17 protein-coding genes and 4 tRNA genes are annotated in these 20,197 nt (G+C 45.6%); 12 read left to right on the forward strand and 9 right to left on the reverse strand.

Annotated features, from left to right (window positions below; all coding sequences use genetic code 11):
• Positions 1 to 128: 128 nt before the first annotated feature.
• Positions 129 to 707 (forward strand): D-sedoheptulose 7-phosphate isomerase, encoded by a 579-nt coding sequence (gene lpcA, locus KW548_05530; GenBank protein QXX07472.1) that lies wholly within the window; start codon positions 129 to 131, stop codon positions 705 to 707.
• 74 nt (positions 708 to 781) lie between these two features.
• Positions 782 to 1,627, forward strand: a complete 846-nt coding sequence (locus KW548_05535; GenBank protein QXX07473.1) for a class II glutamine amidotransferase — start codon at positions 782 to 784, stop codon at positions 1,625 to 1,627.
• Between the two features lie 180 nt (positions 1,628 to 1,807).
• Here KW548_05535 and KW548_05540 read toward each other — a convergent pair whose 3' ends face one another.
• Together KW548_05540 and tsaA are read right to left on the reverse strand one after the other, a co-directional pair.
• Positions 1,808 to 3,523: a proline--tRNA ligase gene (locus KW548_05540; GenBank protein ID QXX07474.1), complete on the reverse strand. Its 1,716-nt coding sequence runs from the start codon at positions 3,521 to 3,523 to the stop codon at positions 1,808 to 1,810.
• A gap of 111 nt (positions 3,524 to 3,634) precedes the next feature.
• Positions 3,635 to 4,330 (reverse strand): tRNA (N6-threonylcarbamoyladenosine(37)-N6)-methyltransferase TrmO, encoded by a 696-nt coding sequence (gene tsaA / locus KW548_05545; protein QXX07475.1) that lies wholly within the window; start codon positions 4,328 to 4,330, stop codon positions 3,635 to 3,637.
• A gap of 116 nt (positions 4,331 to 4,446) precedes the next feature.
• On the opposite strand from tsaA, the gene KW548_05550 reads away from it, so the two are divergent.
• From KW548_05550 to KW548_05560, 3 genes are all read left to right on the forward strand, one after another.
• Positions 4,447 to 4,707, forward strand: coding sequence for a type B 50S ribosomal protein L31 (locus KW548_05550; GenBank protein QXX07476.1), 261 nt, complete (start codon positions 4,447 to 4,449; stop codon positions 4,705 to 4,707).
• Positions 4,708 to 4,833 (forward strand): type B 50S ribosomal protein L36, encoded by a 126-nt coding sequence (gene ykgO, locus KW548_05555; GenBank protein ID QXX07477.1) that lies wholly within the window; start codon positions 4,708 to 4,710, stop codon positions 4,831 to 4,833.
• A gap of 231 nt (positions 4,834 to 5,064) precedes the next feature.
• Positions 5,065 to 6,651, forward strand: coding sequence for an AbgT family transporter (locus tag KW548_05560; protein QXX07478.1), 1,587 nt, complete (start codon positions 5,065 to 5,067; stop codon positions 6,649 to 6,651).
• Positions 6,652 to 6,953: 302 nt separating this feature from the next.
• Here KW548_05560 and KW548_05565 read toward each other — a convergent pair whose 3' ends face one another.
• The 3 genes from KW548_05565 to metN are packed head-to-tail and all read right to left on the reverse strand — an operon-like array spanning position 6,954 to position 9,500.
• Positions 6,954 to 7,766: a MetQ/NlpA family lipoprotein gene (locus KW548_05565; GenBank protein ID QXX07479.1), complete on the reverse strand. Its 813-nt coding sequence runs from the start codon at positions 7,764 to 7,766 to the stop codon at positions 6,954 to 6,956.
• 32 nt (positions 7,767 to 7,798) lie between these two features.
• Positions 7,799 to 8,476, reverse strand: a complete 678-nt coding sequence (locus tag KW548_05570; GenBank protein QXX07480.1) for an ABC transporter permease — start codon at positions 8,474 to 8,476, stop codon at positions 7,799 to 7,801.
• Positions 8,466 to 9,500: a methionine ABC transporter ATP-binding protein MetN gene (gene metN / locus KW548_05575; protein ID QXX07481.1), complete on the reverse strand. Its 1,035-nt coding sequence runs from the start codon at positions 9,498 to 9,500 to the stop codon at positions 8,466 to 8,468. The genes KW548_05570 and metN overlap by 11 nt, the downstream gene beginning before the upstream one ends.
• A 225-nt stretch (positions 9,501 to 9,725) precedes the next feature.
• Between metN and gmhB the strand changes: the two genes are divergently transcribed.
• From gmhB to treC, 5 genes are all read left to right on the forward strand, one after another.
• Positions 9,726 to 10,277 (forward strand): D-glycero-beta-D-manno-heptose 1,7-bisphosphate 7-phosphatase, encoded by a 552-nt coding sequence (gmhB, locus tag KW548_05580; GenBank protein ID QXX07482.1) that lies wholly within the window; start codon positions 9,726 to 9,728, stop codon positions 10,275 to 10,277.
• Between the two features lie 59 nt (positions 10,278 to 10,336).
• Positions 10,337 to 10,675, forward strand: a complete 339-nt coding sequence (locus KW548_05585; protein ID QXX07988.1) for an MliC family protein — start codon at positions 10,337 to 10,339, stop codon at positions 10,673 to 10,675.
• Positions 10,676 to 10,727: 52 nt separating this feature from the next.
• Positions 10,728 to 11,675: a trehalose operon repressor TreR gene (treR, locus tag KW548_05590; protein ID QXX07483.1), complete on the forward strand. Its 948-nt coding sequence runs from the start codon at positions 10,728 to 10,730 to the stop codon at positions 11,673 to 11,675.
• 194 nt (positions 11,676 to 11,869) lie between these two features.
• Complete coding sequence (treB, locus tag KW548_05595; protein QXX07484.1) at positions 11,870 to 13,294, forward strand: PTS trehalose transporter subunit IIBC; 1,425 nt, start codon at positions 11,870 to 11,872, stop codon at positions 13,292 to 13,294.
• 85 nt (positions 13,295 to 13,379) lie between these two features.
• On the forward strand, positions 13,380 to 15,062 hold the full coding sequence (gene treC, locus KW548_05600) for an alpha,alpha-phosphotrehalase (GenBank protein QXX07485.1): 1,683 nt from the start codon (positions 13,380 to 13,382) through the stop codon (positions 15,060 to 15,062).
• A 135-nt stretch (positions 15,063 to 15,197) separates the two neighbouring features.
• Here the strand turns inward: treC and KW548_05605 are convergent.
• The 4 genes from KW548_05605 to KW548_05620 form a co-directional block, all read right to left on the reverse strand.
• A tRNA-Tyr gene (locus KW548_05605) sits at positions 15,198 to 15,282 on the reverse strand.
• Positions 15,283 to 15,338: 56 nt separating this feature from the next.
• A tRNA-Tyr gene (locus tag KW548_05610) sits at positions 15,339 to 15,423 on the reverse strand.
• Positions 15,424 to 15,479: 56 nt separating this feature from the next.
• Positions 15,480 to 15,564: transfer RNA gene (locus KW548_05615), tRNA-Tyr, on the reverse strand.
• 56 nt (positions 15,565 to 15,620) lie between these two features.
• Positions 15,621 to 15,705: transfer RNA gene (locus KW548_05620), tRNA-Tyr, on the reverse strand.
• Positions 15,706 to 15,973: 268 nt separating this feature from the next.
• Here KW548_05620 and KW548_05625 point away from each other — a divergent pair.
• Together KW548_05625 and vexH are read left to right on the forward strand one after the other, a co-directional pair.
• Positions 15,974 to 17,038, forward strand: a complete 1,065-nt coding sequence (locus tag KW548_05625) for an efflux RND transporter periplasmic adaptor subunit (GenBank protein QXX07486.1) — start codon at positions 15,974 to 15,976, stop codon at positions 17,036 to 17,038.
• Positions 17,038 to 20,148: a vibriobactin export RND transporter permease subunit VexH gene (gene vexH, locus KW548_05630; GenBank protein ID QXX07487.1), complete on the forward strand. Its 3,111-nt coding sequence runs from the start codon at positions 17,038 to 17,040 to the stop codon at positions 20,146 to 20,148. Before KW548_05625 ends, vexH begins: the two co-directional genes overlap by 1 nt.
• Positions 20,149 to 20,197: the final 49 nt, after the last annotated feature.

The raw sequence follows: 20,197 nt of genomic DNA on the forward strand, positions 1-20,197 counted from the left end.
AACGGAATAAAGACGCAATTGTTTGCGGGCAGCTATCGACAGTGAGAATTGTTTGAGTAAACTCTGATTATCACCTTGGCGACGATAAGCGTCGGCCTTGTTAATACAAAATAATTAGAGAAAAACCTATGTACCAGGATCTGATTAAAAACGAACTTACCGAAGCTGCTGACGTACTGAATAAATTCCTTAGCGATGAAAGTAATATTGCGCAAATCGAAGCGGCAGCCAAGATGCTCGCTGACTCATTTAAACAGGGGGGCAAGGTGCTTTCTTGTGGTAACGGCGGCTCTCACTGTGACGCTATGCACTTCGCTGAAGAGCTGACAGGTCGTTACCGTGAGAATCGCCCGGGTTTGCCAGGTATTGCTATCTCCGATCCAAGCCACCTATCTTGTGTAAGTAATGACTTTGGTTACGAGTATGTGTTCTCTCGCTACGTAGAAGCGGTTGGTGCTAAAGGGGATGTACTATTTGGTTTGTCGACATCGGGAAACTCTGGCAACATTCTTAAAGCGATTGAAGCGGCTCAGGCAAAAGGCATGAAGACGATTGCTCTGACCGGTAAAGATGGCGGTAAAATGGCGGGTTTAGCGGATATTGAAATTCGTGTTCCTCATTTTGGTTACGCTGATCGTATTCAAGAGATCCACATTAAAATCATCCATATTGTGATTCAGTTGATCGAAAAGGAAATGGAAAAGTAATTTTCAAACTGGTTTAGCAAGTGCCAGTGTTGTTTATGCTGGCACTTAGGTAGTGCAAGGGAGTTTTATAAACCATGTGTGAATTGCTCGGAATGAGCGCCAATGTACCCACAGACATTTGTTTCAGTTTTACTGGCTTGATGCAGCGTGGCGGCAATACTGGCCCACATCGCGATGGCTGGGGGATCACTTTCTACGAAGGTAAAGGTTTTCGGACGTTTAAAGATCCGAATCCAAGCTGCAAGTCTAAAATTGCTGAATTGGTTCAGAACTATCCGATCAAAAGCTGCGCAATAGTTAGCCATATTCGTCAGGCGAATCGTGGTGGCGTCAATCTAGAGAACACTCACCCATTTACCCGCGAATTGTGGGGACGTTATTGGACTTTTGCTCACAATGGTCAGTTGTCTGATTATCAAGATCTGCATACTGGGCGTCATAGACCTGTGGGCCAGACAGACAGTGAACTGGCGTTTTGTTGGTTGCTTAAGCAGATGGAAGACCGATTCCCAGAACCGCCTCAGGATATGATAGGTGTGTTCCGCTTTGTGGCGAAATGTTGTGAAACCCTGAAAAGTAAAGGGGTGTTCAATATGCTGTTGTCAGATGGTGAGTACGTTATGACCTATTGTACCAACCATCTCTACTGGATTACTCGTCGTGCGCCATTTGGCAAAGCTTCTTTGATTGATGAAGACGTCGAGATTAATTTTCAGGAAGAAACGACACCCAATGATGTGGTTTCAGTCATCGCGACGCAGCCGCTAACTGATAATGAAGAGTGGCATCGAATGAAACCGGGAGAATTTGGTATTTTCCACTTTGGTGAACTTATTGACGGGAATGCTGACGAGTTGACCGACGTGGCGTTTGCGCCGAAAAAGGTCGCAAGTCAGGCACCGACGGAGCCGTTGGAGTAGCAAATGCGTTATTGCCTGGGCTGATGAATGAAGGTGTAGGGAACCTGATTTAGTCCTCGAATGACTTTGAGAGATCCTCAACTCTCTCGTCCCTCGTTCTTGAGGGTGACGTTATCAGCTTTTAAATTCGATTAAAAAGGCCGATGTCTCCATCGGCCTTTTTTATTTCTAGGGGCTAACTTACGCTAGCTGAGCTTTAATGTGTTCAACGATATCAGCCATCGCAACAGGTGTCTTGTCACCAGTACGGCGGTTCTTGTACTCAAAGTTGCCTTCTTTCATCGAACGATCGCCGATCACGATAGTGTGAGGGATACCGATAAGTTCCATATCAGAGAACATAACACCTGGGCGCTCTTTACGGTCATCGAATAGCACTTCGATACCCATAGCCGTCAATTCAGCATACAGCTTCTCAGCCGCTTCTTTCACTTCTTCCGACTTGTGCATGTTCATAGGAACGATAGCGACTTGGAAAGGTGCGAGTGCGTCTGGCCAGATGATGCCGTATTTGTCATGGTTTTGCTCAATGGCAGACGCAACCACACGAGAAACACCGATACCGTAACAACCCATCTCTAGGATAACGTTTTTACCGTCTGGACCAAGAACGCCACAGTTCATTGCTTGAGAGTAAACATTACCTAGTTGGAAGATGTGGCCTACTTCGATACCACGTTTCAGTGCGATGGTACCTTTACCACAAGGGCTTGGATCGCCTTCAACTACATTACGTAAGTCTTCAACTTGGCCAAGCTCAACATCACGACCCCAGTTGATACCGAAGTAGTGCTTGTCGTCTACGTTAGCGCCTGCGCCAAAGTCACTCATTACAGCAACAGTGCGGTCAACGATGAATGGCAGTTTAAGACCAACAGGGCCTAGTGAGCCAGGTCCAGCACCGATTAGGGCACGGATTTCTTCTTCTGTTGCCATCTGTAGAGGAGCCGCAACTTGAGGAAGGTTTTCTGCTTTCACTTCGTTCAGTTCGTGGTCGCCACGAATGATAAGCGCGATTAGGTCAGCGTCAACTTCATCAGATGCTTTAACAAATAGCGTCTTAACCGTCTTCTCGATTGGCACCTCAAACTGTTCAACAAGCTCAGCAATTGTCTTTGCGTTTGGCGTGTCAACTAACGTCATCTCTTGAGTTGGAGCCGCAGCTTCGTCAGCCAGAGCAAGTGCTTCGGCTTTTTCGATGTTCGCTGCGTAGTCAGACTCAGTTGAGAAGGCAATTAGGTCTTCACCACTTTCTGCAAGTACGTGGAACTCTTGAGAACCACTACCACCGATAGCACCTGAGTCAGCCAGTACTGGGCGGTACTCAAGTCCCATGCGGTCGAAGGCTTTACAGTAAGCATCGTGCATTGCATCGTAAGACTTCTGTAGACCTTCTTTATCAATATCAAAGCTGTACGCATCCATCATGCAGAATTCGCGTGCACGCATTACGCCAAAACGTGGGCGACGCTCATCACGGAACTTAGTTTGGATTTGGTACAGGTTTAGCGGTAGCTGTTTGTAAGAGCTCACTTCATTGCGCACTAGGCTAGTGATCACTTCTTCAGCTGTTGGGCTAAGAACAAACGGACGAGTGTGTCGGTCAGTAAAGCGAAGCAGCTCAGGACCCATCTTTTCGCTGCGGCCTGTCTCTTCCCATAGTTCAAACGGCTGAACAACGGGCATCAATGTTTCGACTGCACCTGCATTGTCGATCTCTTGACGAACGATGTTTTCGACTTTACGCAGTACACGTAGACCAGTAGGTAGCCAGGTGTAGAGACCTGAAGCCAGCTTACGGATCATACCTGCACGTAGCATGAGCTGGTGGCTCACTACTTCTGCGTCGTTTGGAGTCTCCTTCAGAGTAGAAAGAAGATAATTACTGGTACGCATTTAACTTATCCGTTTATTAAAGTTAGATACTCAAGCCGGAATGGACAGGAGTATGGAAGTCCCACGAGGGGAAAATTGTTAGCCGCTTATAATATCAGCCAAATGCCGTTGTCAAAAGCTTTCAATCGCAGTAACCGTTATTAAGTTATCGTTAACGGTAAACTTCACATTCATATCGAACATATTTACCGCATATTCTTTACTATCAGGCTTGTTCTTTTTGTACGCTGGGCGAGGGTCTTGTGCTAAAACCTGCTCAATTACCGTCTTTTGATAGTCAAGATATCCGCGGGTTTCTAACTGCTCTGTGGCTAATGACGAAAATAGGACTTGAGACTTTTTTGGTTCCGCTTCTGCGTAGCTTCCTAGCGCTTGAGGAATAGAGTCTGAATAAGGGATATATGGCTTGATGTCGATGATGGGAGTGCCATCGACTAAATCGACATTGCCAAGATCGAGATAGATCTGATCGCCTTGTTTTGTGATCCCTTTAATTTCAACCGCCGACAGTCCAATCCCATTGGGTCTAAACGTCGAACGAGAAGCAAATACACCTACACGCTCATTGCCACCCAGTCGAGGTGGTCTGACAGTAGGCTTCCATCCTGCCGCTAAATTCTGGTCAAACAGAAACAATAACCAAGCATGGGAGAATTGCTCCAACCCGCGTACCGCTTCGGGACTATTCGCCTCTCCAACTAGCTTTACTCGCGAGCGAGCAGCGGGTACTAAGCTTGGCTGCCGAGGAACGGCGAACTTCTCTTTATATGGGCTTTCAATAAAACCGATCGGCTCTATGGAATACATCTCTTTTCTCTCAATTTGGTGAATAGGGAAAAGTATCACAAAAAAGAGTAGTAAAACTTGTTGATAATGATTATTATTTAAAATGTTATAACATAACAGTTTCTATTGAGGTAATTATGCAACCCAACATTCACCCTGAATACCGAACCGTGGTTTTCCATGATACAAGCATTGATGAGTACTTCCTTATCGGTTCAACATTGCAAACTGACCGTACTATTGAGTGGAAAGATGGCAAAACCTACCCGTACTTTACGATTGAAGTATCTTCTAAATCTCACCCTTTCTACACAGGTAAGCAGCGTGTCATTCATCAGGAAGGTCGTGTCGCTAACTTTAAGCGTCGATTTGGTCAATTTTCTAAAGGGGACAAGTAAATGAAGGTCGTAAAATCTCTTAAAAGTGCTAAAAGTCGCCATCCTGATTGTCAGATAGTAAAAAGGAGAGGGCGCTTGTACGTAATATGTAAAACCAATCCCAGATTCAAAGCTGTTCAGAAATAGTGAATGCATTATTAATTTCAATGGTTCGGTGTAATTCATAATTCTAACGATTGTCATTTATGTAGATGAAGATGCTGATTTTTTGTTTTTTTATCGTTAATCATATTGATCAAGATAGCACTTTATTACATTTTTGATTTCTAATTGACCTCTTTGTCGAGTAACCTGCGCGAGCTTTGTAGCCGCTTGGCACAATGACGCGCAGGATTAACAACAACAAGGAGGGAAGAGATGAGTTCATCTACTTCGATTAAACAAAACTCGCCTAAGAGGCCAATATTTACTCGTTTCTTAGATGCCGTCGAATATTTGGGCAACTTGTTACCACACCCGATCACGCTTTTCGCCATTTTCTGTGTTGCGATTTTAATCGCTTCCGGTATTGCAGGTTACTTTGAAGTGGCGGTAGCAGATCCTCGTCCAGAAGGCGCTCCAGGTCGTGCCGTTGACGGAATGATTCAGGTTGTCAGCTTGTTAAATGCGGACGGTCTTGAGTTGATTGTTACCAATCTAGTTAAAAACTTTGTCGGCTTTGCGCCTTTAGGCACCGTATTAGTTGCACTATTGGGTGTTGCAGTGGCGGAATATTCAGGTTTACTGTCTGCGGCAATGCGTGGTTTGGTCATGGGTGCTTCGAAGAGCATGGTTACCATCACTGTGGTATTTGCAGGTATCATTTCCAATACAGCATCTGAGCTAGGCTATGTGGTACTTATCCCACTAGCGGCTATGCTGTTCCACTCTTTGGGTCGCCACCCTCTTGCCGGTCTCGCCGCTGCATTTGCAGGTGTATCTGGCGGTTATTCCGCAAACTTACTGATCGGCACTGTTGACCCACTGCTTTCTGGGATCACAGAAACGGCAGCACAAATGATTGACCCTACTTACACTGTTGGCCCAGAAGTTAACTGGTACTTTATGTTCGTTTCTACTTTCTTCATCGCCGGTATGGGTGCTTTCGTAACGGAGAAAATCGTTGAGCCTAAATTAGGTAAATACAACGAAGAAGATGCAGCAGAAGATTTGTCGAATGACTCAATGGGCACGATAACTGACGTTGAGAAGAAAGGTTTGAAAATGGCTGGACTGGCCGTGCTGGTTGTATCTGCTCTACTTGCTTGGACAATTGTTCCTGCAGATGGAATTCTTCGCTCAGACGCCGGCACGGTTGCAGGTTCGCCATTCCTGAAAAGTATTGTGGCTTTCATCTTTGTTTTCTTTGCTATCCCAGGTCTGGTTTACGGTAGAGTAGTTGGCACAATGAAGAATGATCGCGACGTGATTGACGCGATGTCTAAATCCATGTCTTCAATGGGAATGTACATTGTACTGGTCTTCTTTGCTGCTCAATTTGTGGCGTTTTTCAAGTGGACTAATTTTGGTCAAGTGTTCGCGGTAGCAGGCGCAGATTTTCTACAAAGCATTGGTCTGACTGGTCCTATGTTGTTCTTTGCCTTTATTTTGATGTGTGGTTTCATCAATCTGATGATCGGTTCAGCTTCTGCACAATGGGCTGTGACAGCGCCAATCTTTGTTCCCATGTTGATGCTAGTCGGCTATGCGCCTGAAACGATTCAAGCGGCATACCGTATCGGTGACTCTACGACCAACATCATTACACCAATGATGAGCTATTTTGGTTTGATTCTCGCTGTTGCATCGCGTTATATGAAAAATCTAGGTATCGGTACGCTGATTGCGACCATGCTGCCGTACTCAATCTGCTTTATCGTGGGTTGGAGTCTACTGTTCTACCTATGGGTATTCGTATTTGGCTTGCCAGTCGGTCCTGGTGCGGCGACCTACTACACGCCATAACGTATTATCGAACGACAATACCGGAGCCAAGTGCTCCGGTTTTTTGTTTTTGGTATTGTGGGTAGACCTAAGACTGTAAAATTCACTGTATCTAGTGCTAGGGGCAAGAGATTAGTAATGGAAGTCAAAATAGAGGATGCCGCTGGTGTTCGTGGTGATAGGAACGGCAAAGAAGCACGCTTATGTGAAAGGTCGGTACATTGATGAAGTACTGATTGAGAAATTCCTCTGATCAATCAAAAAAGCAAAGAAAAAGGCTGACGCAATGACGTCAGCCTTGATTCAACTGAGCGAGTAAGTCATTACCAACCTTTAACTACGCCACCTTTAAAGATGTCTGAAGCAGCCGTGTACACTTCCTCTGTTTGGTAAGACTTGATGAAGTTCTGCACGTTTTCAGCCTTGACGTTGTCTTCTCGCGCCACAATGATGTTTACGTATGGAGATTCTTTGTTTTCAACAAATACACCATCTTTTTGTGGTGTCAGGTTAATTGAGCTTGCGTAAGTTGTGTTGATGATAGACAGGGCTACATCGTCAAGAGAGCGTGGAAGCTGAGCGGCATCTAGTTCAACAATAGTGATGTTTTTTGGGTTTTCAGCAATATCACGTACGGTTGCTAGTAGACCAACACCATCACGTAGTTTAAGCAGTCCTTGTTGTTCAAGAAGCAGTAGAGAACGCCCTAAGTTGGTTGGGTCGTTTGGTACTGCGATACGGGCACCCTCCTGAATCTCATCAACCGATTTCACTTGTTTAGAGTAACCAGCAATGGGGTAAACAAATGTATTGCCAGCGATTGCTAGTTTGTAACCACGGTCATTCACTTGTTGATCTAGATATGGTTTGTGCTGGAATGCGTTGATGTCGATAGAGCCATCATCCAACGCTGCGTTTGGCGTCACGTAATCTGTAAAAGTAACAAGCTCTACATCCAAGCCGTATTTTTCTTTAGCAACTTTAGCGGCGACTTCTGCTACCTGAGCTTCAGCGCCCGCCATAACACCGACTTTAATCTTGCTGGTGTCTGCTGCTTGCTTTTCACCACATCCGGATAGCACAAGTGACGAAGCGACTGCTGCAATGGCGAGTAAACCTTTTAATCCAAATTTCATGACTTTCTCCTTATTCTGTATCTGTAAATTTATTATCTGTGATCGACGCGGCGAACAATTGCATCGCCGATAGACTGAATGATTTGCACCAAGACGATGAGCATTACCACGGTTACAGCCATGATGACCACATCATAGCGATGGAAGCCGTAGCGAATCGCGACATCACCTAATCCGCCACCCCCTACTGTTCCGGCCATAGCGGAATAGCTCACTAGGGTGACCAATGTGATGGTGATTGAGTTCACTATGGTTGGCATTGCCTCAGGAAGCAGTACCTTGTTGATGATTTGTATCGGAGTTGCCCCCATTGATTGAGCTGCTTCCACTAAGCCTGTTGGTACTTCAAGTAGTGCCCCTTCAATAAGGCGAGCAACAAATGGGATGGCGCCGATAGTCAGTGGTACGATAGCCGCCGTGGTGCCGATAAACGTGCCGACGAGAACTTTAGTGACTGGGATGATGGCGACCATTAAAACTAGAAACGGCACCGAGCGACCGACGTTGACGATAGCACCGAGAATGCTATTGAGTTTGGTGTTCTCAAGTAGGCCGCCTTTTTTGGTGGTATGAAGGATAACACCTAATGGAATACCAACGGCAAAGCCAACGATACCTGCGACTGAGACCATGTAGAGGGTTTCCCAAGTCGCACCAATTAAAAGGCTACTGTTAAGGCTTAGCCACTCTGAAATTGTGTTAAAGGACATAACCCAGTACCTCTACTTTTACATTGTGTTCACGGAGGAATTCAATCGCCGCATTGTCATCTTGCTCGTTACCAAACAGCTCTGCGACCATCATGCCGAATTTGACACCACCAGCGTAATCAAGATCAGAACTCAGAATGCTGACATCGATATTGAATTGACGAGCAATCTGACTGACGAGCGGTGCATCTACAGTAGCTCCGGTAAATTCGAGTCTCACCAATGGATAACTGCCTTCAACGCGGGTCGTTTGCAGGCGTGTCTGATAATCATCCGGAATAGACAGATCAAGCGTAGAACGGATAAATTCATGCGCCAGTTCAGTTTTAGGATGGGCGAAAATTTCACCAACCGTACCTTTCTCAACCAATTCCCCGCCACCAATGATTGCCACTTCATGACAGATACTTTTCACCACGTCCATTTCGTGGGTGATGAGCAACATAGTGATATTCAGTTTACGGTTGATCTCTTTGAGCAACTCAAGTATCGATTGTGTTGTTGCAGGATCCAATGCACTCGTTGCTTCGTCACACAGCAACACTTTGGGATCGGAAGCTAGGGCACGTGCAATAGCGACGCGCTGCTTTTGACCACCGCTCAAGTTCGATGGGTAGCTTTCATGTTTATCAGAGAGGCCTACCAGTTTGAGCAGCTCAGTCACTTTAGCGCTAATATGCGCCTTATCTTTGCCCGCTAACTCAAGTGGCAGGGCAACGTTGTCAAATACGGTACGAGATGACAGTAGGTTAAAATGTTGGAAGATCATACCGATGTTACGGCGTGTTTCGCTCAGTTCTGATTTTGACTGCTTGGTAAGATCAATACCGTCGACAATGATGGAGCCTGACGTTGGCGCTTCCAGCATATTGACACATCGAATAAGCGTACTTTTCCCTGCTCCTGATGAGCCAATTACACCGAAGATTGTTCCCTGTGAGATATGAAGGTTGATGTCCTTCAAGGCATGTATTTCATTATTTCCTTGAAGAAACACTTTGTTTACTTGATTAATTTCTATCATTGAGAAATCCACTATCAGACTGCTTTTGGGAAAAAGTAGATAATTTTGAACTACCTCTCATTTAGTAGAGGATGCTATGGTTTTGCACTAATTGTGTCAATAGATATTTTTACGGCTAGACGTCTAAACGTTCATTGCAACCAAACAGATTAGTAATTAGATAGTGATGAAAGAAATAAAGCGTGTAATAATTCTGGAAATAAATAGTAGATAGAGAAGCAAATTTTGGCGAAACCAGCAGTCTTTTTGGATCGTGATGGTGTAATTAACGTTGACCACGGATATGTTCATGACGAGCACGACTTTGAATTTATTGATGGCGTGTTTGAAGCGACGAAAAAGCTCAAAGAGATGGGCTACATGCTTGTATTGGTGACTAACCAGTCGGGTATTGCTCGTGGTAAATTCAGTGAAGACCGTTTCCTATCACTCACGCAGTGGATGGATTGGAATTTTGTTGATCATGATGTTGAGTTTGATGGCTTCTACTATTGCCCACATCATGCCGAACATGGTCAGGGTAAGTACAAAGAAGATTGTAATTGCCGCAAACCTAAGCCTGGCATGTTCATTTCTGCGCGTGACTTCCTCAAAATCGATATGGCGAATTCTGTTATGGTCGGTGATAAAGCTGAAGATATGCTGGCAGCAGAAGCCGCTGAAGTGGGTACGCGTATTTTAGTACGTACTGGTAAGCCTGTTACGGAAAAAGGTGAGGCGATTGCCTCTGTTGTACTGGACAGTATCAAAGAAGTCCCTGCCTATTTAGCTAAGTAAAATACCGAGAAAAGAGGTCGCTTGAGGCGGCCTTTTTCTATTGGAGAGTGTGGATGAAAATGAAAGCGTTGTTAGGGTTGCTGGCAGGAGTGACATTATTTGGGTGCAGCTACTCGGCGATTGAACGCAAAGCCGATGAAAAGCAACCATTCGTGACCTACCAGTGTGCATCGAACAAACAGTTTGAGGTCGCTTACCTAATTAAAGAACAAGAGGCGATTTTGCGTTTACCTAAACACGACTACCGCCTCGCTCAGGTCCCATCCGGTTCTGGTGCAAAATATATCTTAGATAATGGAACAAAACCGATTCTCAATCCAGTGACGCTACACACCAAAGGTGATGATGCCCGATTAGAATTGGGCAGGGTCGTTTACAAAAACTGTAAAACACAATAGCGTTAGTCTTCTGGTACAACCTGCTTTGTCTTTTGAGCGAACTCACTGCATTATGAATAAAAAACTGACCATTCTTGATATTGCTAAACTTTCTGGCGTTGGTAAATCTACGGTTTCCCGTGTGTTGACGAATGACCCTAAAGTCAAACCCGAGACTCGCGCCAAGGTTGAGCGTGTGATTGAAGAGTCTGGCTACGTTCCGTCTAAGTCGGCGCAAGCGATGCGCGGAGGCAGTCAGAAAGTGGTTGGTGTCATCATCTCGCGTCTTGATTCGCCTTCGGAAAACAAAGCCGTTAGCAGCATGCTTCAAGTTCTTTACGGTAACGGCTATGACGCGGTGATCATGGAAAGCCAATTTGACCGCAAGATGACCAATGAACACCTCGACGTTTTGCGCAGGCGTAATGTTGACGGCGTGATTGTGTTTGGCTTTAGTGATTTTGACATCGAGCGTCTTTCTAGCTGGCAGCATCGTTCGCTGGTGATTGCCATGGATACTGATGAAACGTCATCGATCAACTACGATAATACAGGTGTTATTCGTTATGCGCTGGAACACCTTCAGCGCCAATCGGTGAGCGAGATTGCTTTTATTGGTGTTGATCCTTCAGACCGAACTACTGGGAAGATTCGTCTCAATGCTTACTTAGATTGGTGTTCAGAGCATCGATTATCTCCCAACTATCAAACAGGCCATCTGCATCACGAAAGCGCTTATCGTTTGGTGGATAAAGTGTTGAGTCAAACCACACAGGCGATTGTATGCGCCAGTGATACTTTGGCATTGGGTGTGATTAAACGTCTTCAAGAGTTGGACAGAGAAGATGTGATGGTCACAGGTGTTGGTGGCAATGAACTGTTGTCTTTTCTATTTCCGAGAGTATTCAGTATCGATCCGGGTTATGCTCAGGCTGGAGAAAGGGCGGCCAAGCTTCTGATTTCTCAGCTCAATGGAGAATCTGAACTCGTACACCTCACTCAGGAACCAATTTTGAGTTAACCCTCTCTTTTCTCTATGGTTTAAAATTATACTGTGATCTCATTCAATTAATGGGATTGTTCCCATTTATCTATTTCGATAGATTTGACAATATAATAAATACAAATGGGAATGTTCCCAAATAAATTATAACTAACCTTTTTGATCAGAGACTTCTGATCTGAACGAGAAACCAATTTAGGGTGGACAAGGATATGAGTAAGATTGCGAAACAAGAAGTTGAGCGTCTGATAGAACTGGTTGGCGGTCGCGAAAACATCGCCAGTGTCAGCCACTGTCTGACGCGCCTCCGCTTCGTGTTAAATGACACAAGTAAAGCCGACACAAATGCACTGGAAGCACTGTCGCTGGTGAAGGGCTGTTTCACTAATGCGGGTCAATTTCAAGTTGTTGTCGGTACTGAAGTTGATGAAGTGTACAAGGTCCTGATTGAACTGTCGGGTAAGTCTGAAGCATCGAAAGATGAATCCAAACAGGCTGCACGTCAGAACATGAACATTTTGGAACGTGGTATCTCCCATCTTGCTGAGATCTTTGTACCACTGTTACCTGCAATTATTACCGGTGGTCTGATCTTGGGCTTCCGTAATGTGATTGGCGACATCAAGATGTTTGATGGTCAATCATTGACAGAAATTAGCCAATTCTGGGCGACTGTCCATAGCTTTCTATGGCTAATTGGTGAAGCCATTTTCTTCTTCTTGCCTGTTGGCGTGTGTTGGTCAACAGTGAAGAAACTCGGTGGTACACCGATCCTCGGCATTACGCTTGGTGTCACTTTGGTCTCTCCTCAACTGATGAATGCTTATCTGATAGGTAAGCAAGTGCCAGAAGTATGGGATTTTGGCTTATTTGCTATCGAGAAGGTGGGTTATCAGGCTCAGGTTATTCCAGCCATGTTAGCAGGTATCGCGTTGGCGTTTATCGAAACGAACCTTAAGCGTATTGTTCCTTCTTACCTATATCTGGTTGTCGTTCCTTTCGTCTCTATCATCGTCTCTGTGGTATTAGCGCATTCTCTGATTGGCCCGTTCGGTCGCGTACTGGGTGATGGCGTGGCATTCGCCGCAAAAGCAGCAATGACGGGTGATTTCGCAGTGATTGGCTCAATGGTGTTTGGCTTCCTATATGCACCTTTGGTGATTACCGGTATTCACCATACAACCAACGCTGTCGATCTGCAGTTGATGCAAGACCTAGGTGGTACTCCAATCTGGCCTTTGATTGCACTGTCTAACATTGCTCAGGCATCAGCGGTTGTCGGTATTATCATCATCAGTAAGAAACACGGCGAACGCGATATCTCAGTACCCGCGGCGATTTCTGCTTATCTAGGTGTCACCGAGCCAGCGATGTACGGTATTAACTTGAAGTACAAGTTCCCAATGCTAAGCGCAATGATTGGTAGTGCAATTGCAGCGGCGATCTGTGGTAGTGCGGGCGTTATGGCGAACGGTATTGGTGTGGGTGGTCTACCCGGTATCTTATCTATCCAACCACAATTCTGGGGCATCTACGCGATTGCAATGCTGGTGGCGATTGCAATACCGGCAGTATTGACCCTGTTCTTCTACAAGCGTGCACAAATGAAAGGTGAGCTAGAGCCTGCAAGCGCTTAAGTGCAAACAAAAAAGAGCGATCGCAATCCGGCGATCGCTCCTGCTATTTTTTCGATTTTTTATTTTTTGGTAAGTGAGTTTAGCAATGACAACAATCACAAATGATGCGAACTGGTGGAAAACGGCTTCGATATATCAGATTTACCCGAAGAGCTTCTGTGATAGCGGCAGTAAGGGAACAGGGGATATCAAGGGCATCATTTCTAAGCTCGATTACTTAAAATTGCTCGGTATTGATGCTATTTGGCTGACGCCAGTCTATCAGTCTCCGATGATTGATAATGGTTATGACATCTCAGACTACTACGCTATTAACCCTCAGTTTGGCAGCATGGAAGACTTTCAATGTTTGCTTAGTGAAGCGCACCAGCGCGGTATTCGTATCATTATGGACATTGTCGTTAACCATACCTCCACTGAACACGTTTGGTTCCAATCTGCGCTGGGGGATAAGAGCAGCCCATACCGAGATTACTATATTTGGAAAGATCCGGTTGAAGGTGACGTTCCAAACAACTGGCAGTCCAAGTTTGGCGGAAGTGCTTGGGAAATGGATGAGCAAACGGGCCAGTATTTTCTGCACCTCTTTGCCAAAGAGCAAGCGGATCTTAATTGGGAGAACCCGACTGTTCGTGAGGAAGTGAAAAAGGTCATCAGCTTCTGGGCTGAGAAAGGAGTGGATGGCTTCCGTCTTGATGTGATTAACCTAATTTCTAAGCAGCAAGATTTCCCGAATGATGATATTGGTGACGGTCGCCGCTTTTACACAGATGGCCCTCGTGTACATGAATACTTACAGGAAATCAGCGAAGCTGTGTTCCAAAAATATGGCAGCGTTACTGTGGGTGAAATGTCGTCTACCACATTGGAGCATTGCCAGCAGTATTCCTCTCTGGACAACAAAGAACTGTCGATGGTGTTTAACTTCCACCATCTAAAAGTGGATTACCCAAATGGCGAAAAGTGGACCAAAGCGCCTTTTGACTTTTCACAACTCAAGCAGATTTTCAACCATTGGCAAACAGGATTGAACGGCAAAGGTTGGGGAGCACTGTTCTGGTGTAATCATGATCAGCCACGTATTGTTAGCCGCTTAGGCGATGACCAAAACTATCGAGTGGAGTCGGCCAAAATGTTGGGAGCCTCTGTCCATATGATGCAAGGTACACCATACATTTATCAAGGAGAAGAGATTGGGATGACCAACCCCGGCTATACCTCGATAGAGCAATATCGCGATGTGGAAAGTACCAATATGTATGACATCATGGTCAACCAGCAAGGTGTCAGCAACGAAGAAATGATCGATATCCTGGCTCAGAAATCCCGCGATAACTCACGTACGCCAATGCAATGGAATGACGAGCAGTATGCTGGCTTCTCTCAGGTCCAACCTTGGTTGGCGGTGGCAGAAAATTATCCTCAAGTGAACGCAGCTAAAGCCGTTGATGACAGTAACTCGGTTTTTTACTTCTATCAGAAGTTGATTCAATTGCGCAAAGAGATTGAAGTGATTACCACTGGGAGCTACACCGATCTTTACCCAGAACATAAGGCGATATTCGGTTATCAACGTAAATCAGAAAATCAGACCCTAATTTGTTTGAATAACTATTACGCAGACGAAACAGAGTGCGTCTTACCTGAAGAGTTTGATTGCGATAAAGCACAATACGTTTTATGTAACTATGAGCTTTCTAGTGAGAAGGTATCTCAGCATCAAGTACTTCGCTCTTATGAAACACGTATTATTCTTTTAAACAACTAACTTCCCCCTTTGATGTTAGTTATCGCCTCGGCTATTGGTCGGGGCTTTTTTGTACTTGCGAGAAGAGAGATAGAGGTGTAATTAGATTTTCAATAAGTACAAAAAAACCAGCTCATTGAGCTGGTTTTCTGTATATGGTGGAGGGGGACGGATTCGAACCATCGAAGGCAGTGCCAGCAGATTTACAGTCTGATCCCTTTGGCCACTCGGGAACCCCTCCAGGGTATTTTTATCCTTAATTGTTGTTTTCCCAACACGACAATCAAGCGTTCAATATGGTGGAGGGGGACGGATTCGAACCATCGAAGGCAGTGCCAGCAGATTTACAGTCTGATCCCTTTGGCCACTCGGGAACCCCTCCAGGGTATTTTTATCCTTAATTGATGTTTTCCCAACACGACAATCAAGCGTTCAATATGGTGGAGGGGGACGGATTCGAACCATCGAAGGCAGTGCCAGCAGATTTACAGTCTGATCCCTTTGGCCACTCGGGAACCCCTCCAGGGTATTTTTATCCTTAACTGATGTTTTCCCAACGCATCAATCAAGCATTTAATATGGTGGAGGGGGACGGATTCGAACCATCGAAGGCAGTGCCAGCAGATTTACAGTCTGATCCCTTTGGCCACTCGGGAACCCCTCCAGGGTGTTTTTATACTTAAGAAATGATTTCCCAACACATCACTCAAGTGCGGAGCGCATCATAGCAAACTCGCTAAACCTGTAAAGCCTTTTCTTATGATTTTGAATTGAATGCTGGCTTTTTGGGCAAAGATGCCAGTAATCAACCTAAAAGCTCATCTAATCAATGTCTAAACTTACAGTTTATTGCTCTCTCTTTACATTACTTGACGTTTTCAGCGCGGTTTAACGAGTATAATGAGCGAAGTTTTTTGAGGCAGAATTTAAACATGAAAAATAAAATTATTCTGAGTATTTTGTCGTTGTCTATTCTAGCCGTAGCACCTGCAGTGCAAGCTAAACGGCAAGGTCCACAGACGGTTACCGTGGTGACTGAACAGGTCCAGATTCATCAGGTTTCTCAGTCTTTGTCGTTAGTTGGAAAAATTGAAGCTGAGCAATCTGTGGTTATTTCCTCTGAAGTTACAGGTCGCGTGGATGTTATTGCTTTTAAGGCGAATCAAGAGGTCAAAAAAGATCAGCTGCTCGTTCAGCTTAATGATGACAAAGCCAAAGCCAGTGTAGCTGAAGCAAAAGCCTACCTGAAAGACGAAGAGCGTAAACTCAAAGAGTTTGAACGTTTGGTGAAACGTAATGCGATTACCCAAACCGAGATCGATGCGCAGAAGGCTAGCGTCGAAATAGCTCAGGCTCGCCTTGATGCCGCCAATGCCAACCTCAATGATTTGAATATTACAGCACCTTTCTCTGGCACTGTCGGCTTTATTGATTTCAGCCTAGGTAAGCTGGTGAGTGCTGGCGATGAGCTTGTGGCACTCGATGATTTATCCTTGATGCAACTCGATTTGCAGGTACCTGAACGTTATCTGTCTCAAATTTCTAAAGGTATGAAAGTCACAGCAACGACGGCAGCATGGAATGATACTGTCTTCAATGGCGAAGTTGTTGGTATCGATTCACGAATCAATGAAGAAACTCTTAACTTAAGGGTCCGTATCCATTTTGACAATCCAAAACAAAGCTTGAAACCGGGCATGTTAGTGACTGCAGATATGGATTTTCCTCCAATGGAAGCGCCGATTATTCCTGTTCAAGCTCTCGAATATTCTGGCACCAAACGTTATGTCTATATGGTAGGTGATGACAACAAAGCGGTTCGCACTGAAGTCTTCTTAGGTGCTCGAATCGGCAACCAAGTCGTGATTGAAAAAGGCCTTGATATCGGCCAGAAAATCGTCGTTCAAGGCATTGTGAACATGCGCGATGGTGTCGCCGTGAGCGAATTGGGTGAAGATGGCAAACCACTGAGTAATGAGCAAGAAGGTAACAGCTAATGTGGTTATCTGATGCTTCTGTCAAACGACCCGTTGCTGCGGTCGTTCTCAGCTTACTGCTGTGTGTATTTGGTATTGTCTCTTTCAGTAAACTGGCGGTACGTGAAATGCCGGATATTGAAAGTCCGGTTGTATCAATCAGTACTCGATATGAAGGCGCTTCAGCGACCATTATTGAAAGCCAAATTACTTCTGTACTGGAAGATCAGCTTTCTGGTATCAGCGGCATTGATGAAATTGAATCGACTACGCGCAATGGCAGCTCACGAATCACTATTACGTTTGAACTCGGTTATGATCTTAATACTGGCGTGAGTGATGTTCGGGATGCGGTTGCACGAGCACAGCGTTCCTTGCCTGATGAGGCGGATGATCCGATTGTTTATAAGAACAATGGGTCGGGTGAAGCCTCTGTTTACATTAATCTAAGTTCTTCCGAGATGGATCGAACCCAACTGACAGACTACGTCGACCGAGTATTGCTCGACAGATTCAGCTTGATATCCGGTGTAAGCTCAGTGGATGTGTCAGGCGGCTTGTACAAAGTCATGTACGTTAAGCTGAAACCTGCTCAGATGGCAGGACGTGGAGTCACAACTTCTGACATTACCACGGCACTCAATAATGAGAATATTGAAAGTCCGGGCGGTGAAGTGCGTAACGATCAGATCGTCATGTCGGTTCGGACTGCTCGTAGCTACAACGTGGCTGGAGATTTTGAATATTTGGTGGTTAAACGGGCGAGTGACAATACTCCTATCTACCTGAAAGATGTCGCTGATGTCTATATTGGCGCGGAGAATGAAAATTCAACCTTTAAGAGCGATGGTGTGGTTAATGTCAGCATGGGTATTGTGCCTCAATCAGACGCTAACCCGCTTGAAGTGGCGGACTTAGTGCATGATGAAGTGGAAAAAATCCAGCAATTCCTTCCATCAGGAACTCGTCTTGCCATTGACTATGATTCAACCGTATTTATTGAGCGTTCGATAGCGGAAGTGTATAGCACTCTGTTTATTACCGGTGGTCTGGTCATTCTTGTGCTGTACATATTCATTGGTCAGGCACGAGCCACACTGATCCCAGCAGTAACGGTGCCTGTTTCTTTGATTTCTTCCTTCATGGCTGCCTACTATTTCGGCTTTTCGATCAACTTAATCACTTTGATGGCGCTGATATTGTCGATTGGATTGGTGGTCGATGACGCCATCGTAGTCGTGGAGAACATTTTCCACCATATCGAGCGTGGAGAAAAACCGCTGTTGGCGGCATACAAAGGAACTCGTGAGGTCGGTTTTGCCGTTGTGGCGACAACTCTGGTATTGGTCATGGTGTTCCTGCCCATCTCCTTTATGGATGGTATGGTCGGCTTGCTGTTTACTGAGTTTTCGGTATTGCTGGCGATGTCGGTGATGTTCTCATCATTGATTGCACTGACTCTGACGCCAGTTTTAGGCAGTCAGTTGTTAAAGGCCAATGTGAAACCAAACCGCTTCAATCAGTTTATTGATCGCATGTTTGGTCGTCTGGAAAGTGGTTACCGTAAAGTGCTACGTGGAGCCTTGAAATGGAAGTGGGCAGCGCCTCTCATCATTCTGACCTGTATCGGCGGAAGCTGGGTTTTGATGAAGCAAGTGCCTTCTCAGCTGACACCATCGGAAGACCGCGGGGTGATCTTTGCCTTTGTTCGTGGTGCTGATGCTACGAGTTACAACCGCATGGCTGCGAACATGGATATCGTCGAGGAGCGCTTATTGCCGCTACTGGGCGAAGGCTTCCTTAAGTCCTTCAGCATTCAATCGCCAGCCTTTGGCGGTAACGCCGGTGACCAGACGGGTTTCGTGATCATGATTCTGGATGACTGGAATGATCGTGATGTAACGGCTCAGCAGGCGCTAGGAGAGGTGAGAAAGGCGCTGGTGGGTATTCCTGATGTTCGTGTCTTCCCATTTATGCCAGGCTTCAGAGGTGGTTCTAGTGAGCCAGTACAGTTCGTATTAGGAGGTTCTGATTACCCAGAACTAAAACAGTGGGCTGAAAAGCTTGAGCAGTTAGCTGAAGCGTCGCCGATCATGGAGGGGGCGGACATTAACTATTCCGAGCGAACTCCTGAGTTGGTGGTCACCGTTGATAAGCAGCGTGCGGCGGAGTTGGGTATCAGTGTGTCAGATATTTCTGAGACCTTAGAAATCATGCTTGGCGGTAAGAGTGAAACGACTTTTGTTGAACGCGGCGAAGAGTATGATGTTTATCTTCGTGGTGATGAGAACAGCTTCAATAATGCGACGGATTTGAGCCAGATTTATCTGCGAACCCGTTCTGGCGAGTTGGTGACACTGGATGCGGTCACCAAGATTGAAGAAGTGGCTTCGTCGATTCGTTTGTCCCACTACAACAAGCAGAAATCGATTACCGTTACGGCTAACTTGTCTGACGGGTATACCTTAGGTCAGGCACTGGACTTCTTAGATCAACAAGCGGTGGACATTCTGCCGGGTGATATCTCAGTCAGCTACTCCGGCGAATCGAAAGATTATAAAGAGAACCAATCCAGTATTCTGGTGGTGTTTGGCTTAGCACTGTTGGTCGCGTATCTGGTCTTGGCAGCCCAGTTTGAAAGTTTCATTAACCCACTAGTGGTGATGTTCACTGTCCCTATGGGGGTATTTGGCGGCTTCTTGGGCTTGTTCTTTATGAGTCAGGGGCTCAATATCTACAGCCAGATTGGCATGATCATGTTGATTGGTATGGTGACCAAGAACGGTATCCTGATCGTTGAGTTTGCGAACCAGCTTCGTGACCGCGGCTTCGAATTTGAGAAAGCGATTGTCGATGCTGCAACACGTCGTCTGCGCCCAATCATGATGACAGCGTTCACTACGCTTGCTGGTGCAATTCCGTTGATCCTATCGACAGGCGCTGGTTATGAAAGCCGAGTGGCGGTAGGTACGGTGATCTTCTTCGGTATGGGCTTCGCAACGCTGGTGACTTTGTTTGTTATCCCTGCGATGTACCGACTGATCTCAGCAAGTACGCAATCACCGGGTCATGTGGAAGCCGAACTGAACAAAGAGCTAAGCCACGATGTGAAGGCTAGAACCTCACACTAATCGCAGCAACCAATAACGCAAAAGCCCGCAATTCGCGGGCTTTTTTTCA

This window comes from Vibrio neptunius (genome assembly GCA_019339365.1).
In the GTDB taxonomy this organism is placed as follows: Bacteria; Pseudomonadota; Gammaproteobacteria; order Enterobacterales; family Vibrionaceae; genus Vibrio; species Vibrio neptunius.

Bases quoted from the DNA above. Each gene is read 5' to 3' on its own strand.
- lpcA (QXX07472.1), top strand. From the start codon at position 129: ATGTACCAGGATCTGATTAAAAACGAACTTACCGAAGCTGCTGACGTA.
- KW548_05535 (QXX07473.1), top strand. From the start codon at position 782: ATGTGTGAATTGCTCGGAATGAGCGCCAATGTACCCACAGACATTTGT.
- KW548_05540 (QXX07474.1), bottom strand. From the start codon at position 3,523: ATGCGTACCAGTAATTATCTTCTTTCTACTCTGAAGGAGACTCCAAAC.
- tsaA (QXX07475.1), bottom strand. From the start codon at position 4,330: ATGTATTCCATAGAGCCGATCGGTTTTATTGAAAGCCCATATAAAGAG.
- KW548_05550 (QXX07476.1), top strand. From the start codon at position 4,447: ATGCAACCCAACATTCACCCTGAATACCGAACCGTGGTTTTCCATGAT.
- ykgO (QXX07477.1), top strand. From the start codon at position 4,708: ATGAAGGTCGTAAAATCTCTTAAAAGTGCTAAAAGTCGCCATCCTGAT.
- KW548_05560 (QXX07478.1), top strand. From the start codon at position 5,065: ATGAGTTCATCTACTTCGATTAAACAAAACTCGCCTAAGAGGCCAATA.
- KW548_05565 (QXX07479.1), bottom strand. From the start codon at position 7,766: ATGAAATTTGGATTAAAAGGTTTACTCGCCATTGCAGCAGTCGCTTCG.
- KW548_05570 (QXX07480.1), bottom strand. From the start codon at position 8,476: ATGTCCTTTAACACAATTTCAGAGTGGCTAAGCCTTAACAGTAGCCTT.
- metN (QXX07481.1), bottom strand. From the start codon at position 9,500: ATGATAGAAATTAATCAAGTAAACAAAGTGTTTCTTCAAGGAAATAAT.
- KW548_05585 (QXX07988.1), top strand. From the start codon at position 10,337: ATGAAAGCGTTGTTAGGGTTGCTGGCAGGAGTGACATTATTTGGGTGC.
- treR (QXX07483.1), top strand. From the start codon at position 10,728: ATGAATAAAAAACTGACCATTCTTGATATTGCTAAACTTTCTGGCGTT.
- treB (QXX07484.1), top strand. From the start codon at position 11,870: ATGAGTAAGATTGCGAAACAAGAAGTTGAGCGTCTGATAGAACTGGTT.
- treC (QXX07485.1), top strand. From the start codon at position 13,380: ATGACAACAATCACAAATGATGCGAACTGGTGGAAAACGGCTTCGATA.
- KW548_05625 (QXX07486.1), top strand. From the start codon at position 15,974: ATGAAAAATAAAATTATTCTGAGTATTTTGTCGTTGTCTATTCTAGCC.
- vexH (QXX07487.1), top strand. From the start codon at position 17,038: ATGTGGTTATCTGATGCTTCTGTCAAACGACCCGTTGCTGCGGTCGTT.